We start from the raw sequence: 16,943 nt of genomic DNA on the forward strand, positions 1-16,943 counted from the left end.
CCCCCCGACCGCCGGGCGGTGCGGCCGCTCGCACAGGCTCCGCGGAGGGCCGAGCCGCGCCTTCCCGGTCGGGCGCGGGCACGGGCACGGGCTCCGCCGGGGCGTTCGGCGCCGCCGGGCGGTGGCGGACCAGCAGGACGACCAGCACGGTGGCGGCCAGGCCGGCCGCGCCGGCGGTCAGGTAGACGTGGTCGAGGGCGGCGGGGTAGGCGTGCCGGGGGTCGGCGCCGCCCCGGTCGCGCAGGGTGTTCTGGAAGACGGTGCCGAGGACGGCGATGCCCAGGGCGAAGCCGAGTTGGCGGGCGGTGTTGAAGGCGCCGGAGGCCATGCCGGCGCGTTCGCGCGGGACGGTGGCGAGGGCGGCGGACATCATCTGCGGGGTGGCCAGGCCGACGCCGGTGCCGGTGACCAGCAGGCCGGGCAGCAGGGCCGTCCAGCCGGAGCCGGGCGAGACCAGGACGAGCAGCGGGGTGCCGGCGCCGATCAGGGCCAGGCCGAGGGCGATCGGCAGCCGCGGGGGCGCGCCGCGCAGCAGCCGGGTGCCGAGCGGGGCGGTGACGAACGCGGCGGCGGCGAGCGGGCAGACGGCGAGTCCGGCGCTCAGCGGGCCGAGGTGGAGGACCTGCTGGAGCCACAGGCCGGTGTAGGTGAGCTGGGCGAAGGCGGCGGCGGTGAGCAGCAGTCCGGCGGCGGCGAGTCCGGCGAAGGCGGGGTTGCGCAGCAGGGTGAGGTCCAGCAGCGGGTGGGCGGTGCGCAGTTCGACGGTGGCGAAGACGGCGAGGGCGAGCGCGGCGGCGGCCAGGACGGCGAGCACCAGCGGGTCGCTCCAGCCGCGTTCGCCGCTCTCGATCAGGCCGTAGACGAGGGCGGCGGCGAACAGGGTGAACGCGGCGGCGCCGGGCAGGTCGGGGCGTCCGGCGGGGCGGGCGGTGCGGACGGGGTCGGCGGCGAGCCGGCGGACGGTGAGCCGGCCGGCCAGGGCGGCGATCGGCAGGTTGACCAGGAAGACCGAGCGCCAGCCGAACTGCTGGGTGAGCAGCCCGCCGAGGACCGGTCCGGCGGCGGCCGCGGCGCCGTTGACGGCGCCCCAGACGCCGAACGCGGTGCCCCGGTCGCGGCCCCGGTAGGCGGCGTTCAGCAGGGTGGTGGTGGAGGTCATCATGGCGGCGGCGCCGACGCCCTGGACGGCGCGGGCGGCGATCAGGGGGCCGGCGCCGGGGGCGAGCGCGCAGGCCAGCGAGGCGAGGCCGAAGACGGCGAGGCCGGCCAGGTAGAGGCGGCGGTGGCCGAGGCGGTCGCCGAGCGAGCCGAAGGCCATCAGCAGGGCGGCGAGGGTGAGGGCGTACACGTCGACCACCCACTGCAGGGCGGTGAAGGTGGAGTGCAGGTCCTCGGACATCTCGGGCAGCGCGGTGTTCACGATGCTGGTGTCGACCAGCAGCATGAACGCGCCGACGCAGATCGCCGTGAGGGGTGTCCACTTGCGCACGGGTCGGGTCGTCCTTCCGGGGCGGGGTTGCTCGTTCTCCCGTACTCTCCGGCCCCGGTGCGGGTTTTCCCTAGCCGGTGCGCCGTTACCGGCGTTTTCCGACTCTGGCTATCCTGGAGCGGTGGGATCCGACACGTACGACCTGATCGACCGGCAGCTGGTGCACGCGCTGCAGCTGGCCCCGCGGGCGGCGTTCAGCCGGCTGGCGGCGGTGCTGGGGGTGTCCGACCAGACGGTGGCGCGCCGGTACGGGCGGCTGCGCGGGGCGGGGGCGGTCCGGGTGCTGGGGCTGAGCGATCCGGAGCGGCTGGGCGAGGTGCGCTGGCAGTTGCGGGTGCGCTGCACGCCGGACTCGGCGGGGGCGGTGGCGGCCGCGCTGGCCCGGCGGGAGGACACCGTGTGGGTGTCGCTGAACTCGGGCGGCACCGAGATCGCCTGTTCGACCCGCACCCCGCCGGACCGCTCGGACCACTCGCTGCTGCTCCAGCACCTGCCGCGCACGCCGAGCGTGCTGGGCGTGGCGGCGCACTGCGTGCTGCACACCTTCTTCGGCGGGGCGCAGAACCTGGCGGTGAAGTCCGGTGCGCTGACCGCCGAGCAGGTCGCGGCGCTCACCGCGGCCGGCCCGCGGGCCGCCGAACCCGGCTGCGCCGTGCCGGAGTTGGACGCGGCGGACCGCCGGCTGCTGGCCGCGCTGGCGGTGGACGGGCGGACGCCGCCGGCCGAACTGGCGGCCGCCTGCGGGAAGTCGGAGAGCACGGTGCGCCGCCGGCTGGAGGAGCTGGCCGCGTCCGGCGTGCTGTACTTCGACCTGGACGTGGACTGGCGGATCTTCGGGCTGCGCACCCACACCTGGCTGTGGCTGAACGTGGTGCCCGCCGAACTCGCTTCCGCCGGTGCGGCGTTGGCCGAGCACCCGGAGGTGGCGTACGCCTGCGCGACGACCGGTCCGAGCAACCTGCACGCGGTGGTGATCACCCGCGGCGTGCAGGAGCTGTACGGGTACCTGACCACCCGGGTGGCGGCGCTGCGCGGGGTGCAGCACGTAGAGACGGCGCCGACCATCCGGATCGTCAAGGGGCCGGGCCCGCTGCCGCTGTCCGCCCCGCGCGACATCTGAGCGGCGGGGGCGGCGGGGCGGCGGGCGGACCCGGCGGGCGGGCCCGGCCCGGTCAGCTCCGCAGGAACTCGCGGTTGAGCCGGGAGATCCCGGTCAGCGGGATGCCCTTGGGGCAGGCGGTGGCGCACTCGCCGGTGTTGGTGCAGCCGCCGAAGCCCTCCGCGTCCATGGTCTCCACCATGTTCCGCACCCGGGAGGCGCGTTCGGGGGCGCCCTGCGGGAGCACGTTGAGGTGGACGACCTTGGCGGCGGTGAACAGCATCGCGGAGCCGTTGGGGCAGGCGGCGACGCAGGCCCCGCAGCCGATGCACTCGGCGTGTTCGAAGGCCAGGTCGGCGGCCTCCTTGGGGACGGGGGTGGCGTGCGCCTCGGGGGCGGAGCCGGTGGGGGCGGTGACGTAGCCGCCGGAGCCGATGATCCGGTCCAGGGCGGAGCGGTCCACCACCAGGTCGCGGACGACCGGGAAGGCGCCGGCCCGCCAGGGTTCGACGTCGATGGTGTCGCCGTCGGCGAAGTGCCGCATGTGCAGTTGGCAGGTGGTGGTGCGTTCGGGGCCGTGGGCCCGGCCGTTGATGACCATGCCGCAGGCGCCGCAGATGCCCTCGCGGCAGTCGTGGTCGAAGGCGACCGGGCGCTCGCCGCGCAGGATGAGTTCCTCGTTGAGGGTGTCGAGCATCTCCAGGAAGGACATGTCCTCGCTGATCCCGGAGACCCGGTACTCGGTCATCTCGCCCGGGGTGTCCGGGCCTTGCTGGCGCCAGATGCGCAGGGTGAGGTTCACGCGTAGCTCCGCTGGGTGGGGTGGACGTGCTCGAAGACGAGCTCTTCCTTGTGCAGGACGGGGGCGGTGCCGGTGCCGGTGAACTCCCAGGCGGCGGCGTAGCCGAACTCCTCGTCGCGGCGGGCGGCCTCGCCCTCGGCGGTGGCGGACTCGGTGCGGAAGTGGCCGCCGCAGGATTCGGCGCGGTGGAGCGCGTCCAGGCACATGAGTTCGGCGAGTTCGAAGTAGTCGACCAGCCGGTTGGCCTTCTCCAGCGCCTGGTTGAGCTCCTCGCCGGTGCCGGGCACCTTGATCCGGCGCCAGAACTCGTCCCGGATCTCCGGGATCCGGGCGAGCGCGCGGCGCAGTCCGGCCTCGTCGCGGGCCATTCCGCACTCCTCCCACAGGAGTTCGCCGAGTTCGCGGTGGAAGGAGTCGGGGGTGCGGTCGCCGTCGACGGCCAGGATCCGCCGCAGCCGGTCGGCGGACTCGCCCTCCACGGCGGCGAGTTCGGGGTGGTCGGCGGGGACGGCGTCCAGCCCGGTGCGGCCCAGGTAGTCGTTGAGGGTGGGCGGCAGCACGAAGTAGCCGTCGGCGAGGCCCTGCATCAGGGCGCTGGCGCCGAGCCGGTTGGCGCCGTGGTCGGAGAAGTTGGCCTCGCCGATCGCGAACAGGCCGGGGATCGTGGTCTGCAGGTCGTAGTCGACCCACAGGCCGCCCATCGTGTAGTGGATCGCCGGGTAGATCCGCATCGGGACGGTGTACGGGTCCTCGGCGGTGATCCGCTGGTACATCTCGAACAGGTTGCCGTACTTGGCCTCGACGGCGTCCCGGCCGAGCCGGGCGATCGCGTCGGCGAAGTCCAGGTAGACGCCCTGCCCGCCGGGGCCGACACCGCGGCCCTCGTCGCAGACCACCTTGGCGGCCCGGGAGGCGATGTCGCGGGGCACCAGGTTGCCGAACGCCGGGTAGATCCGCTCCAGGTAGTAGTCCCGCTCGTCCTCGGGGATCTGCGCCGCCGGGCGGGTGTCGCCCTTCGCCTTCGGGACCCAGATCCGGCCGTCGTTGCGCAGCGACTCGCTCATCAGGGTCAGCTTGGACTGGTGGTCGCCGGAGCGCGGGATGCAGGTCGGGTGGATCTGGGTGAAGCACGGGTTGGCGAACAGGGCGCCGCGCCGGTGGGCCCGCCAGATCGCCGTCGCGTTGGAGTTCTTGGCGTTGGTGGAGAGGTAGAAGACGTTGCCGTAGCCGCCGGTGGCGAGCACCACGGCGTCCGCGGTGTAGGAGCGGATCTCGCCGGTGACCAGGTCGCGGGCGACGATGCCGCGGGCCCGGCCGTCGACGACCAGCAGGTCGAGCATCTCGGTGCGCGGGTGCATCTCGACGTTCCCGGCGGCGATCTGCCGGGACAGCGCCTGGTAGGCGCCGAGCAGCAGCTGCTGGCCGGTCTGGCCGCGGGCGTAGAAGGTGCGGGAGACCTGGACGCCGCCGAAGGAGCGGGTGTCGAGCAGGCCGCCGTACTCGCGGGCGAACGGGACGCCCTGGGCCACGCACTGGTCGATGATCTCCACCGAGACCTCGGCCAGGCGGTGCACGTTGGACTCGCGGGCCCGGAAGTCGCCGCCCTTGACGGTGTCGTAGAACAGCCGGCGCACCGAGTCGCCGTCGTTGCGGTAGTTCTTGGCCGCGTTGATGCCGCCCTGCGCGGCGATCGAGTGGGCGCGGCGCGGGGAGTCCTGGAAGCAGAACTGGACGACGCGGTAGCCCTGTTCGGCCAGCGTGGCGCCGGCCGCGCCGCCGGCCAGGCCGGTGCCGACCACGATCACGGTGTGCTTGCGGCGGTTGGCCGGGTTGACCAGCTTGGCCTCGAACCGCCGCCGCTCCCAGCGCTGTTCGATCGGCCCGGCCGGGGCGGCGGTGTCGGTGACCGGCTCGCCCAGGGTGTAGTCGAGGTAGCTCATGGGCGTGCTCCCGGTGGGGTGGTGGTGGTTCATCGGACCAGTCCGGTCATCACGGCCAATGGCACCGACAGGAACCCGGCGGTCAGCAGCAGCGCCAGCCCGTTCGCGGCGAGCTTCAGCGCCCGGTCCCGGCGCGGGTTGTTGACGCCGAGGGTCTGCGCGGCGCTCCAGAACCCGTGCCGCACGTGCAGGCCGAGCGCCAGCATCGCCAGGCAGTAGACCGCGCCCGAGTACCAGGTCGAGAAGGAGGCGACGATGTTCTGGTACGGGTGGCCCTCCTCGGCGGCCGGGTTCACCGTGAGGGTGGTCAGGTCGAGGATGTGCCAGACGACGAACAGCCCGAGGATCACCCCGCCCCAGCGCATCGTCCGGGTGGCGTAGGTGGCCCGCTGCCGCCGGTGCGCGTACTGCACCGGGCGGGCCCGCAGGTCGCGGCGGGAGAGCTGGTAGGCGGCGGTGCCGTGGGCGAGCACGGCCGCCAGCAGGACCAGCCGGGCCAGCCAGAGGAACCAGCCGTGGTGCAGGAAGGGCTCGCCGATGGTGCGCAGCCAGTGCGCGTAGCCGTTGATGTCGTCCGGGCCGAAGAACACCTTGAGGTTGCCGAGCATGTGGGCGACCAGGTAGGCCAGCATCAGCAGGCCGCTGACCGCCATCACCGCCTTCTTGCCGACGGAGCTGCGCCACAGCGACGCCAGGGAGGACGGGTGCCGGCCGGGGGCTTGGGTCCGGGTCGTCCGATCCGTCCGGGTTGTCCGGGTAGCAGGAGCCATGACCATGACCGTAGGCCGGGCGTGTCACGGGTGTCCAAGACATGGAAGCGCTGGTGGCGATAGGCAGTGCCTATGATGGCTGGTGTGCAGTTGCAGCAGCTCGCCTACTTCGTCGCGGTCGCCGACGCCCGGCACTTCACCCGGGCCGCCGAGCTGAGCCACGTCTCGCAGCCCTCGCTGTCCCAGCAGATCCGCGCCCTGGAACGGGAGTTGGGTGCCGAACTGTTCCACCGCTCGCGCTCCGGGACGACCCTGACCGACGCCGGCGAGGCGCTGCTGCCGCTGGCCCGCCGCATCCTGGCCGACGCGGACAGCGCCCGGCGGGCCGTCGCCGAGACGGTGCAGCTGCGCCGCGGGCGGGTCCGCTTCGGGGCGCCGCCCTCGCTGTGCGCCAGCCTGGTCCCGCAGGTGCTGCGCGCGTACCGGGCCCGGCACCCCGGCGTCGACCTGCGGCTGACCGAGGGCGGCTCGCGCGACCTGGTCCGCGACCTGGAGGCCGGGGAGCTGGACCTCGCCCTGGTGATCACCCCCGGCTCCGCCGCCGCCGACCCGCCGGCCGTCACCCCGCTGCTGCACGAGGACCTGGTGCTGGTCTCCGCCGCGCCGCTCCCCCGCCGCCGGGCCCGGATCACCGACCTGCGCGACCGCGGGCTCGTGATGTTCCGCGAGGGCTACGACGTCCGCGAGACCACCCTGGCGGCCTGCCGGGCGGCCGGGTTCGAGCCCTCGTACGCGGTCGAGGGCGGCGAGATGGACGCCGTGCTGGCCGCCGTCCGGGCCGGCCTGGGCCCCGCGGTCGTGCCCGGCATGGTCGCCGCCAGCGCCGCGCTGCCCAGCACCCCCTTCGCCCCGCCCGGCCTCGGCCGCACCATCGCCCTCGCGCACGGCCGCGACCTGCCGCTCACCCGCGCCGCGGACGCCTTCCGCGGGACGCTGCTCGCCTACCTCCGCGAGGCCGACCGCACCGACTCGCTGCCCCCGGGCACCCGGCTGCTCCCCACCCCCGACCCCGGCGGGGCCGCACCTATAGGGTGAGTGCACGGAACATCGGTACGACGAGAGGTGGTCCGGGTGACCGGGAGCGTGGTTGCGGTCAGCAGCAACGGGGAGTACTCCTTCACGAAGCCGAACCGGGAGGGGATCCGGCTGCTGGAGGGCCTCGGGGTCGAGGGGGACGTGCACGCCGGGGTGACGGTGAAGCACCGCTCCCGGGTCGCGCAGGACCCGACCCAGCCGAACCTGCGGCAGGTGCACCTGATGCACGCCGAGCTGTTCGAGGAGCTGGCGGAGGCCGGATTCACCGTCGAACCGGGGCAGTTGGGCGAGAACGTCACCACCCGCGGCGTGGACCTGCTCGGCCTGCCGGTCGGGGCGCTGCTGCGGTTCGGGGACGCGGACGGGGACGCGGCGGTGGTCGAGGTGACCGGGCTGCGCAACCCGTGCGCGCAGATCGACAACTTCCGGCACGGGCTGCTCAAGCAGGTGGTGGGGCGGGACGAGAGCGGGGCCGTGGTCCGCAAGGCGGGGATCATGGGCGTGGTCCGCTCCGGCGGCGAGATCCGCCCCGGCGACGGCGTCACCGTCACCCTGCCGCCCGAGCCGCACCGGCCGCTCGACCGGGTCTGAGCACCGCGGAGCCGTACCCCGCCCCCGCGGGCGGGGTCAGTCCCGGTGGCGGGCCAGTTCGGCCCGTCCCCGGACGCCGTACTGGCGGTAGAGGCGGGTCAGGTTGGCCTCCACCGCCTTGACCGAGAGGTGCAGGCGGGCGGCGATCTCGCGGTTGGTGGCGCCGGCGCGGATCAGGGCCAGGATCTGCTGCTGCATGGGGGTGGGGTCGGCCTCCAGGGCGTCGAGGGCGGCGAGGGCCGCGGCGGCGTGCTGCTGCCAGGGCAGGCAGCCGGCGGCGGCGTAGCGGGTGTGCGCCTCCTGGAGGGCGGTGCGGGCAGCGGCGCGGCGGCGGGCGCGGCGTTCCAGGGCGCCGAGGGCGAGGTGGGCGCGGGCGAGTTCGAGGGGGTAGGGGTGGGTGTCGGGGAGGTGCGCGCGCAGCGTGTCGGCGGCGCGGCGGGGGTCGGTGGCGGCGGTGAGGTGGGCCTCGGCGCGGTGCAGGCCGAGGGCGAGGACGTCGCGGCCGAGCCGGGTGGCGCGTTCGCGGGCGTCGGCGAGGGTGGCGGCGGCCTCCTCGGGGCGGCCGGAGAGGGCGAGCGCCTCGGCCAGGTCGGCGTCCACCAGGAAGAACGCGGGATCGGTGAACTCCATGTGGCGCAGCAGGAGTCGGCACTGGGTGAGGTGTTCGGCGGCGGCCGGGTGGTTGCCGCGCAGGAGTTCGACCCGGCCGCGCAGTCCGTGGGCGTAGGCGAGCCATTCGCGGTCGTGGTCGCTCTCGGCGGCGCGGATCGCGGAGTCGAGCAGGTGGGCGGCGCGGTCGGCGGTGCCGCCGTTGAGCTCGGCGGCGCCGCCCAGCACCCGGGCCGGTCCGGGGCTGGGTTCGATGCGTTCGCGCAGGTCGTGGGCGGCGCGGCCGGCGGCGTACGCCTCGGTGCAGCGGCCGGCGCGTTCGTAGACGGAGGCGGAGATGTAGAGGACGTTGGCGAGGTCCTCGGTGCGGCCGGCGGCTTCGACCTCGGCGCGCAGGGCTTCGACCTCGGCGACGGCGCGGGGCAGGTCGCCGCTGCGCAGGGCGGCGACGGCGAGTCCTTCGCGGCAGAACACGGCGGCGGCGGTGGGGGGCCGTCCGGCGGCGAGGCGGCAGCCGCGTTCGAGTTGGGCCAGGCCGAGGGCGGGGTCGGTGAGCAGGGTCAGCGGGGCGCGCTGGGCGAGGAGTTCGACCAGCAGGTCGGGGTCGTCGGCCTGGTCGGCGTGCTTCTCGGCGGTGGCGAGTTCGGCGAGCCCTTCGGCGCGGTCGCCGCGGTGCAGGGCGCGGACGGCGCGTTCCTGGTGGACGGCGGCGGTGAGGGCGGGGTGGCCGCCGGTGTCCTCGGCGGCGGCGGCGAGCAGGGGTTCGGCGCCGGGGTGGTCGGGGCCGAGCAGCCGGGCGAGCAGCAGCCGGGCGTGCACCCGGACGTCGGCGGCGGGGGCGTCGGCGAGGCGTTCGCCGCAGGCGCGGGCGAGGTCGGGCAGGCCGGCGGCGGCGGCGTTGCGGGCGGCGGCGAGCAGGCGGCGTCCGGCGGTGTCGGGGTCGGGGGTGTGCTCGGCGGCGAGGCGGAGCAGTTCGGCGGCGGTGCCGGGGGCGCCGCGGGTGAGCGCGGTGTCGGCGGCACGGTGCAGCCGGGAGGCGAGGTGCGGGTCGGGGGCGTCGGCGGCGAGGGCCTGGTGGCGGACCTGCTCGACCGGGTCGGCGGCGAGGTGGGCGAGCAGCCGGTGGGCGTCGCGCAGGGCGGCGGGGGTGGCGTCGGCGAGCACGACCTCGGCGACCAGGGGGTGGCTGAACTGGGGCGGGCCGGCCGGGCTCTGCTGGACGATGCCGTGGCGGCGGGCGGCGGCGAGCGGTTCGGTGACGGTGGCGGGCAGGCCGGTGCCGGTCCGGGCGGCGGCCAGCACGGTGAGCGACTGCCGTGCGGCGTCGGGGAGTTCGCCGAGCCGGGCGGAGACCAGGGCGCGCAGCCGGTGCGGGACGTCGAGCGGGCGGGCGGGGTCGGCGGCGAGGGCGCTCTCGCTGCCGCCGCCGGCCAGTGAGCGGCCCAACTCCAGGGCGTAGTAGGGGTTTCCGCCGCTGACGGTGTGCACGCGGGTGAGGGTGAGTCCGCTGAGGCGCAGGCCGAGCCGTTCGCGCAGCAGGGCGCCGGTGCCGCGTTCGCCGAGCGGTCCGACGGCGATCTCGCGGGCGGCGGGCGGGCAGAGCGCGCCCATCTCGGGTGCGGCGTCGGCGTGTTCGGTGCGTTCGGTGACGGCGAAGCGGACGTGGCGGTCGGTCAGCCGGCGGGCGGTGAAGGCGATGACCTGGCGGCTGGCCTCGTCGAGCCACTGGGTGTCGTCGAGCAGGACGAGGACGGGGCCGCGCTGGGCGAGCCGGCGCAGGGCCTCCAGGACGGCCACCCGGACGGCCAGCGGGTCGGTGGGGGCGCCGGGTTGGGGGGCGCGGTGCAGCAGCGCGCACTCCAGGGCCTGGCGCAGGTGGTCGGGCAGGTCCTCGGCGAGGCCGGGGAGGGCTTCGCCGAGCAGGTCGATCAGGGCGAGGTGCGGCAGGTCGGCCTCGGCGGCGGTGGGGCTGCTGCGCAGGACGGTGCTGCCCGCCGGTCCGGCGTCCTGGGCGAGTGCGTCGAGCAGCGCGGTCTTCCCGATCCCGGCCGGTCCGTGCAGCAGGACGCCGCCGGTGGCGGTGAGCGCGGTGCGGATCTCGGCGAGCAGGTGGGCGCGGTCGACGAGTGGGGGCTCGGTCGGGTCCGCCGGGGTGGTGGCGGATCCGGCCGGGCCGGGGAGGATGCCGGTCATGGCGGTCAGTGTGCCGCCTCCGAACCGGCTGCGCGAGGGTGTCGCATGAACACGACACCCTCGCGACCCGCTGTTAAGTCCCTTTTAAGGCTTGATCGTTGGGGACTTCAGGAGAGCCTCCGGTCAGCCGACGCTGACGTCGTCGATCAGGAAGACCGTGGACAGGTAGGCGTCCTCCTGGCCGGTGAACTGGAGGTTGACGCTCTGGCCCGCGAAGGCGCTCAGGTCGACGGTCTTCTGCACGTAGCCGGAGGAGGCGTTGGCGTTGGAGTACGTCGCCAGGGTCTGGCCGTTGGCGCTGACCTTGAGCGTGTCGTAGGCGGTGGAGCCGGACTCCTGGGTGGTGACCTTCAGCCAGAAGGTGAGCCTGGGGCTGCCGGCGGGCACCGCGACGCTGCTCTGCGAGAGGGTCTCGCTCGCGGCGGAGCCGTAGCCCATCATCCAGGCGTACCAGGAGCCGCCGTGGGCCTGCTGCTGGGTGGAGTTGGTGATGTCGTTGGCGCTCTGCGTCCAGCCGGTGGCGCCCTGCTCGAAGTTCCCGTTGGTCAGCGCGTTGCCCGGGTTGGGGTTGCCGGTGGGCGAGGAGGTGGGGGTGGGCGTCGGCGACTGGTTGCCGCCCGGGTCGGGCAGCGCGGTGCCGAGCGAGACGGCGGCCCACGCCTTGGAGACGATGTACCGCTCCTGCGAGTTGCTGCCGTACAGGTCGGCGGCGGCCTGCAGGGTCGCGGTGCGCGCCGAGGAGTAGTTGGTGGTGGAGGTCATGTAGGTGGACAGGGCGCGGTACCAGATCGCCGCGGCCTTGTCCTTGCCGATGCCGTTGAAGCTGTCGCCGTTGCACGGGGTGCCGTTGTGCGGCAGGCCGCCGATGGTCTTGGCGCCGGTGCCCTCGGCGGTCAGGTAGAAGAAGTGGTTGGCGATGCCGGAGGAGTAGTGCACGTCGACCTGGCCGGCCCGGCTGCTGTAGCAGGACAGCGAGGAGCCGTCGGCGGCCGGGTTGTCCATCCGGCGCAGGTAGCCGTTGCCCATCCGGAGCTTCTCGCCGATGTAGTAGTCACCGGGGTCGGTGCTGTTGTTGGCGTAGAACTCCACCATGGTGCCGAAGATGTCGGAGGTGGCCTCGTTCAGGCCGCCGGACTCGCCGGAGTAGTTCAGGTTGGCGGTGGCGGCGGTGACGCCGTGGCTCATCTCGTGGCCGGAGACGTCCAGCGCGGTCAGCGGCGTGTTGCCGTTCTGCGAGGAGCCGTCGCCGAAGGACATGCAGAAGCAGGAGTCGTCGTAGAACGCGTTCAGCAGCTGGTTGTCCACGTGCACGTACGCGGGGGCGCCGCGGCCGTCGTTGCGGATGCCGGAGCGGTTGAAGGTGTTCTTGTAGAAGTCCCAGGTCTTGGCCAGGCCGTAGGAGGCGTCGACGGCGGCGCTCTCCCGGCTCGAGGTGGAGCCGTTGCCCCAGGTGTTGGTCGACTTGGAGAACGTCCGGGCGTTCTGCGCCGGGTTCGACTGCGGGCTGTTGTACGAGTCGTAGACGATCGTGGAGCCGTGCAGCGCGTCGGTCAGCGTGTAGCCGCTGCCGCCCTGGCTGGTCTCGATGGAGACCTGGCCGACGTTGACGCCGTTGCCGGTGCCGGAGATCGTCTGGTTGACCTCGTACTGGTCCAGCACCGCGCCGCTGGCGGCGTCCACCAGGACGGCCTCGCGGGAGTCGGCGCCCGCTTCGCCGGCACCGGTGACGGTGTTGCGGTAGGCCAGCACCGGGACCTTGCCGACCGCCCAGACCACCAGCTGGCTGGTGTCGAGGTGGGTGGTGCGGGCCTGCTTGACGTGCTTGGCGCTGCGCACGGCGGTGGCCGTGGCGTCCTTGCCGGTCAGCTTCGGCGTCACGCCCGCCACCTTGATCGCGCCCTCGTGGGCCCAGGTGGTCGAGGTGACCTTGCCGTTCTTGCCGTAGTGCACGACCAGGTCGCCGCCGACCACCGGCAGCCCGCGGTAGGTGCGGTCGTAGCGCACGTGCCGCGCGCCGTCGTTGTCGACCAGCACGTCCTTGGGCAGCAGGCGCTCGTCCGGCCCGAGGCCCAGGCTCTTGGCGAGCCCCTTGGCGTCCTTCTCCGCCTGCTCCAGGACCGCGGCGCGACCCACCGAGGTCATCGCCTGGAAGCCGGCACCGTTCGCGGTGGTGCCGCTGGCCAGTGCGGGGGACTGGGAACTCGCCACTGCCACGGTGCCCAGGGTGAGGGCGGCCGCAACAGCTGCCGCCAGAGCGGTCTTGCGGTTCATCGGGTTTCCTCCCACCGAGCCGGGGTTGATGGGGGACGGCCGGCGGCACCGATGGGGTGTGGCGTCGCGGCCGGTTTCAGCTCGGCGGCAGGACGCTAGGACCGCGGAGCACCCCCGCGACATGCCCTCGCCGACTTGGCAAGGGCCGGTCAAGGGTGCGCCGCGCCCTCCCCCAGGGGCGGGCGGCCGTCAGCCGGTGAGCCCCCACTCGTCCAGGCCCTCGTAGACGAAGGCGGTGCGGGAGAGGTCGTACGGGCTTGCGCCGGGGGCCGCGAACAGCTCGTGCTCGCCGCGGTGGACCTCGACCAGCGAGTCGGCGCCGCGCCACCAGGTGTCGGCCAACCCCCGGACCTCGGGGACGGGTTCGAAGCCGGCCAGGTCGAGCCCGTCTGCGTCGGCGCCGTGCAGCTTGCTGACCCGCCGGGCCCACAGGCGGGCGTGGTGGGCGAGGGCCTGGGACTCCACCCAGCCCTCGACGCTCGCGTGCAGCCGGACGCTGCGCCCGTCGCCGAGCAGGCAGAACTCGTCGTCGGGGCCGAGGTAGAACGCGAACGGAACCGAGGTGCGCTGGTCGCCCGCCATGAACCACCAGCCCTCCTCGTCCTGTTCCGGCACGTCCGGGAAGAAGGGCTTGGGGCCGCCCTCGTAGTCGTTGGCCGGGGGGAGCACCAGGCCGCCCCAGGAACGGTCGAAGGCGGCCATCCGGTCGATCACGTCCTCCGGAACGCCGTGCCCGCGCCACCAGGAGCGGTCGACGGGGGGCCGGTCCGTCCGGACACCGTGGATGTCGACGAAGGAACGGGCCCGGCGGGTGAGCCCGGCCGGGAGGCTGCGAGGGGGTGCGGTGTCGTCTATGCGCCCGATGGTACGCGGTGCCGCCGACGGCGAAAACGGGTGTCCGGCACCGGGGCTGGCGTCCTAGGGTGACCGGCGTGGACGAAGCGAACCTGCCGCCGGACCTGCTGCCGGACCTGCCGCCCGACCTGCCGCCGGACCTGCTGCCGGATCTGCTGCCCGACCTGCTGCCCGATCTGGACGGGACGGAGCCCGGCCTGGTCGTGCTGATGTGCGGCCTGCCCGGCTCGGGCAAGAGCACCTGCGCGAAGGCCCTGGAGCGGCGCGGCTTCGTCCGGCTGTCGATCGACGAGGTGGTGTGGGCCCGGATCGGCCACGACCCGGCGCGGCTGGACCCGGCGGTGTACGAGCGCCTCAAGGCGGAGGCCGAGGAGGAGCTGTGGCAGGAGCTCGTCCGGCTGCTGGAGGCCCGCCGCCCGGTGGTGGTCGACTACAGCTTCTGGCGGCGGAGCACCCGGGACCGCTACAAGGCGCTGGTCGAACGGCACGGCTGCCGCTGGGAGTTGATCCGGCTGCGGGCCGAACTGCCGGTCCTGCTGCGCCGCCTCGCCGTCCGCAACCGGAGTGAGGGCGCCAACAGCGTCACCGTCTCCGCGGAGACCCTGCGGCGCTACTTCGACGCCTTCGAGGAGCCCGTGGGCGAGGGCGAGCGGGTCGTCCAGCAGTACTGAGCGCGGGCCGGGGCCTCACCTGGCCAGGTCGCGGACCAAACTGCTGCTGACCTGCGGCAGTTCGCCGTACTCGGGGTCGTCGCAGTCGACCGGGAGCTGGTGGATCACGGCGGCCAGCCGGGGCGGGAGCTTCACGTCCAGGCCCTCGTGGCACAGGGTGAGGAGCTCGGCCAGCACCCCGGCCGGGAGCAGCGCGTCCCGGAAGCCCAGCACCCGCTGCGGGGTGCGCGGGCCGGCCGCCAGCGCCTCGGCCTGGCGGCGCCAGACCTCGGCGTCCAGGAACTCGCCGAGGCTGCGGTGCAGCAGGCTCAGGCAGGACGCCGCGGTGTAGGAGCCGCCGCCGGCCGCGAACTGCCACCAGAACTGGGCGCCGTCGCGGTGGTGCGCGGCGTGCAGCAGCGCGCCCAGGACGAGGGCGCCCTCGGGGTGGATCCGCCGGTCGTTGACCAGCAGGTCCAGCGAGGCGGCGGCGGTCGGCATCGCCAGGACCAGGCTGGTGGCGAGGTCGAGTTCGTGGGCGGCCTGCAGGTGCTCGGAGGGGAAGGGGCGCGGCGCGGTCAGCATCCGCTCCCAGGACACGCCGGAGTCGTCGGGGCGCGGCCGGGACGTCCGGGTGGGCGAGTGGAGACCGTCGCGTCCGGCGCTCATCGCTGCTCCCCGTCCATCGGTGCCGCTCCCTCGTCGGTGCCGTCTCTTCGTCGGTGCCGCCCGCTCATCCGTCCCGCCCGTACCGTCCGTCCCGCCCCTACCGTCCGTCCTGCCCCTACTGCCGTCCGTCCTGCTCGTACCGCTCGTACCGCCCGCCGCGGCCGGCGCGGCCGCCGAGGGCCGTGGCCAGCCGGTCGAGGGCCTGGCCCGCGGTGGAGCGCACGTTGCCCTCCGTGGTGGCCAGGCAGTCGGCGATCTGGGCGTCCGTCAGGCCGAGCAGGTAGCGCAGCACGACGACGTCGTGGCGCCGTTCGGACAGCCCGCACAACGCAGCGTACAACTGCTCGTGGCTGGCGCCGGTCTCCGGCAGGTGGCGCGCCCGCTCGGCGGTGGCCCGCACCGCGCGGACCCAGGGCGGGACCGGCTCCGGCGCCGGCGGCGGTCCGCCGTCCATCATCCGCCGCAGCAGGGCCGCGCCCACCTCCTCCTTGAGGATCGTCCACGCCTGGAACGCCGGGAACTGCTCGCGCAGGATGCGCGGCCACTCCCGCCAGACCCGGCCCTTCGCGGTCTCCACCGCCTCGTGCGCGGCGCCGTCGTGCAGCCGGGTGCCCGCGAAGCCGGTCCACGTCCGGTGGTGGGTGTCGCAGAACGCGTCGAACGTCAGGCGCTGCCGGTCCCCCGCCGTCCAGTCGCTCCCGGGGCCGTCCCCGTCCGCGCGGGAAGCGAACTCGTTGCCCTGTGACGTCACGCACCCAACTCCTCCCCAGCGCCACCGCGCCGACGGCCGGCCCGGCACCGCCGTGGGAACTCGCGTCCCCTGAAGGAACATTAAGGCGCATGAGGTACCGAGATGCTAATCCGGCACAAGAGGTTTCAAGATCAGACATAAGTCGCTCTAGCCGAAAACCTGCCTATTCGGAGCCCTGACCGTTCCCGACCGCTCACGACCGTTTCCGACCGGTTCACCGGAACTCCGCACCGGCCGCGCCCCGGACCCTTGATTGTCCGTTCGTACGTGTGGGCATAGTGGGGACGCACTGACGGATGATCAGGGGGGAACCATGGCAGACGCACCCGAGCGGACCGGCGAGGTCGAGGTCAGCCTCGACATCCACCTGGCGCACTCGGCCCGCATGTACGACTTCTACCTGGGCGGCACCACCAACTTCCCGGCCGACCGGGAGGCCGCCGGCCGCGCCCTGGCCGTCTTCCCCTACGCCCGTTCCGCCGCCCGCGCCAACCGCGCCTTCATGCGCCGCACCACCCGCCGGCTCGCCGAGGCGGGCATCCGCCAGTTCCTCGACATCGGCACCGGCATCCCCACCTCCCCGAACCTGCACGAGGTCGCCCAGCGGGTCGCGCCGGACGCCGCGGTGGTCTACGCCGACAACGACCCGATCGTCCTGCTGCACGCCCAGGCCCTGCTGCGCGGCACCGAACAGGGCGTCACCGCCTACGTCCAGGCCGACGTGCGCGAACCCGACGCCCTGCTGGAGGCCGCCGCCCGCACCCTCGACTTCGACCGGCCGATCGCGCTCAGCATGAACGCCCTGCTGCACTTCGTCCCCGACCGGGCGCACCGGATCACCGAGGGCCTCAAGGCCCGGCTGCCCAGCGGCTCCGCCCTGGTGATGAGCCACCTCACGCCCGACTTCGCCCCCGACGAGACCGCCCGGCTGATCCAGGTCTACACCGCGGCCGGCACCCCCGTCGCGGCCTGCACCAGCGAGGAGTTCGGCCGCTTCTTCACCGGCTGGGACATCCTCGACCCCGGCATCGTCGCCACCCCCCGCTGGAACCCCTCCCCCGACGGCGACGACGACACCGAGCACATCACCGACGCCGGCGCCTCCTGCTACGGCGCCGTCGCCATCCGCCCCTGAGACCGACCGCGCTCCCGACCGCGCTCCCGGCCCCGAAGCCGGACGACCGGGCCCGCACGGCGCGGCCCGCGATCCGCTCCAGCG

General features: G+C 74.3%; 14 protein-coding genes. 5 read left to right on the plus strand and 9 right to left on the minus strand.

Going from position 1 to position 16,943, the window contains the following annotated elements:
• On the minus strand, positions 1-1,489 hold a 1,489-nt coding region (locus ACFUEL_RS17655; RefSeq protein ID WP_380237199.1), incomplete at its 3' end, for an MFS transporter.
• Positions 1,490-1,610: 121 nt separating this feature from the next.
• On the opposite strand from ACFUEL_RS17655, the gene ACFUEL_RS17660 reads away from it, so the two are divergent.
• Complete coding sequence (locus ACFUEL_RS17660; protein ID WP_380237200.1) at positions 1,611-2,609, plus strand: Lrp/AsnC family transcriptional regulator; 999 nt, start codon at positions 1,611-1,613, stop codon at positions 2,607-2,609.
• 52 nt (positions 2,610-2,661) lie between these two features.
• On the opposite strand, the gene ACFUEL_RS17665 is transcribed toward ACFUEL_RS17660, so the two are convergent.
• The 3 genes from ACFUEL_RS17665 to ACFUEL_RS17675 are packed head-to-tail and all read right to left on the minus strand — an operon-like array spanning position 2,662 to position 6,100.
• On the minus strand, positions 2,662-3,390 hold the full coding sequence (locus tag ACFUEL_RS17665; RefSeq protein ID WP_380237201.1) for a succinate dehydrogenase/fumarate reductase iron-sulfur subunit: 729 nt from the start codon (positions 3,388-3,390) through the stop codon (positions 2,662-2,664).
• Positions 3,387-5,330 (minus strand): fumarate reductase/succinate dehydrogenase flavoprotein subunit, encoded by a 1,944-nt coding sequence (locus tag ACFUEL_RS17670; protein WP_380237202.1) that lies wholly within the window; start codon positions 5,328-5,330, stop codon positions 3,387-3,389. The genes ACFUEL_RS17665 and ACFUEL_RS17670 overlap by 4 nt, the downstream gene beginning before the upstream one ends.
• A 29-nt stretch (positions 5,331-5,359) precedes the next feature.
• Positions 5,360-6,100, minus strand: a complete 741-nt coding sequence (locus ACFUEL_RS17675) for a succinate dehydrogenase cytochrome b subunit (RefSeq protein WP_380237203.1) — start codon at positions 6,098-6,100, stop codon at positions 5,360-5,362.
• A gap of 84 nt (positions 6,101-6,184) precedes the next feature.
• Here ACFUEL_RS17675 and ACFUEL_RS17680 point away from each other — a divergent pair, with 84 nt between their 5' ends.
• Entirely contained in the window at positions 6,185-7,135 is a 951-nt protein-coding gene (locus ACFUEL_RS17680; RefSeq protein WP_380237204.1) for a LysR family transcriptional regulator, read from the plus strand.
• 48 nt (positions 7,136-7,183) lie between these two features.
• On the plus strand, positions 7,184-7,726 hold the full coding sequence (locus ACFUEL_RS17685; RefSeq protein WP_380237214.1) for an MOSC domain-containing protein: 543 nt from the start codon (positions 7,184-7,186) through the stop codon (positions 7,724-7,726).
• Positions 7,727-7,762: 36 nt separating this feature from the next.
• Here the strand turns inward: ACFUEL_RS17685 and ACFUEL_RS17690 are convergent, their stop codons facing one another.
• The 3 genes from ACFUEL_RS17690 to ACFUEL_RS17700 all read right to left on the minus strand — a co-directional run bounded on the left by ACFUEL_RS17690 (position 7,763) and on the right by ACFUEL_RS17700 (position 13,513).
• Positions 7,763-10,528 carry an AAA family ATPase gene (locus tag ACFUEL_RS17690; protein WP_380237206.1) on the minus strand — a complete coding sequence of 922 codons (2,766 nt, stop codon included), beginning with the start codon at positions 10,526-10,528 and terminating at the stop codon, positions 7,763-7,765.
• Positions 10,529-10,651: 123 nt separating this feature from the next.
• On the minus strand, positions 10,652-12,799 hold the full coding sequence (locus ACFUEL_RS17695; protein ID WP_380237207.1) for a M4 family metallopeptidase: 2,148 nt from the start codon (positions 12,797-12,799) through the stop codon (positions 10,652-10,654).
• A 189-nt stretch (positions 12,800-12,988) separates the two neighbouring features.
• Positions 12,989-13,513, minus strand: coding sequence for a hypothetical protein (locus ACFUEL_RS17700; protein ID WP_380237208.1), 525 nt, complete (start codon positions 13,511-13,513; stop codon positions 12,989-12,991).
• A gap of 218 nt (positions 13,514-13,731) precedes the next feature.
• On the opposite strand from ACFUEL_RS17700, the gene ACFUEL_RS17705 reads away from it, so the two are divergent.
• Complete coding sequence (locus tag ACFUEL_RS17705) at positions 13,732-14,325, plus strand: AAA family ATPase (protein ID WP_380237210.1); 594 nt, start codon at positions 13,732-13,734, stop codon at positions 14,323-14,325.
• Positions 14,326-14,340: 15 nt separating this feature from the next.
• Here the strand turns inward: ACFUEL_RS17705 and ACFUEL_RS17710 are convergent, their stop codons facing one another.
• Entirely contained in the window at positions 14,341-14,973 is a 633-nt protein-coding gene (locus tag ACFUEL_RS17710) for a hypothetical protein (RefSeq protein ID WP_380237211.1), read from the minus strand.
• Between the two features lie 115 nt (positions 14,974-15,088).
• Positions 15,089-15,724 (minus strand): sigma factor-like helix-turn-helix DNA-binding protein, encoded by a 636-nt coding sequence (locus ACFUEL_RS17715; RefSeq protein ID WP_380237212.1) that lies wholly within the window; start codon positions 15,722-15,724, stop codon positions 15,089-15,091.
• A 313-nt stretch (positions 15,725-16,037) separates the two neighbouring features.
• Here ACFUEL_RS17715 and ACFUEL_RS17720 point away from each other — a divergent pair, with 313 nt between their 5' ends.
• Complete coding sequence (locus ACFUEL_RS17720) at positions 16,038-16,859, plus strand: SAM-dependent methyltransferase (protein WP_380237213.1); 822 nt, start codon at positions 16,038-16,040, stop codon at positions 16,857-16,859.
• The last annotated feature ends 84 nt before the right edge of the window (positions 16,860-16,943 follow it).

Source organism: Kitasatospora sp. NPDC057198 (assembly GCF_042670125.1).
Lineage (GTDB): Bacteria > Actinomycetota > Actinomycetes > Streptomycetales > Streptomycetaceae > Kitasatospora.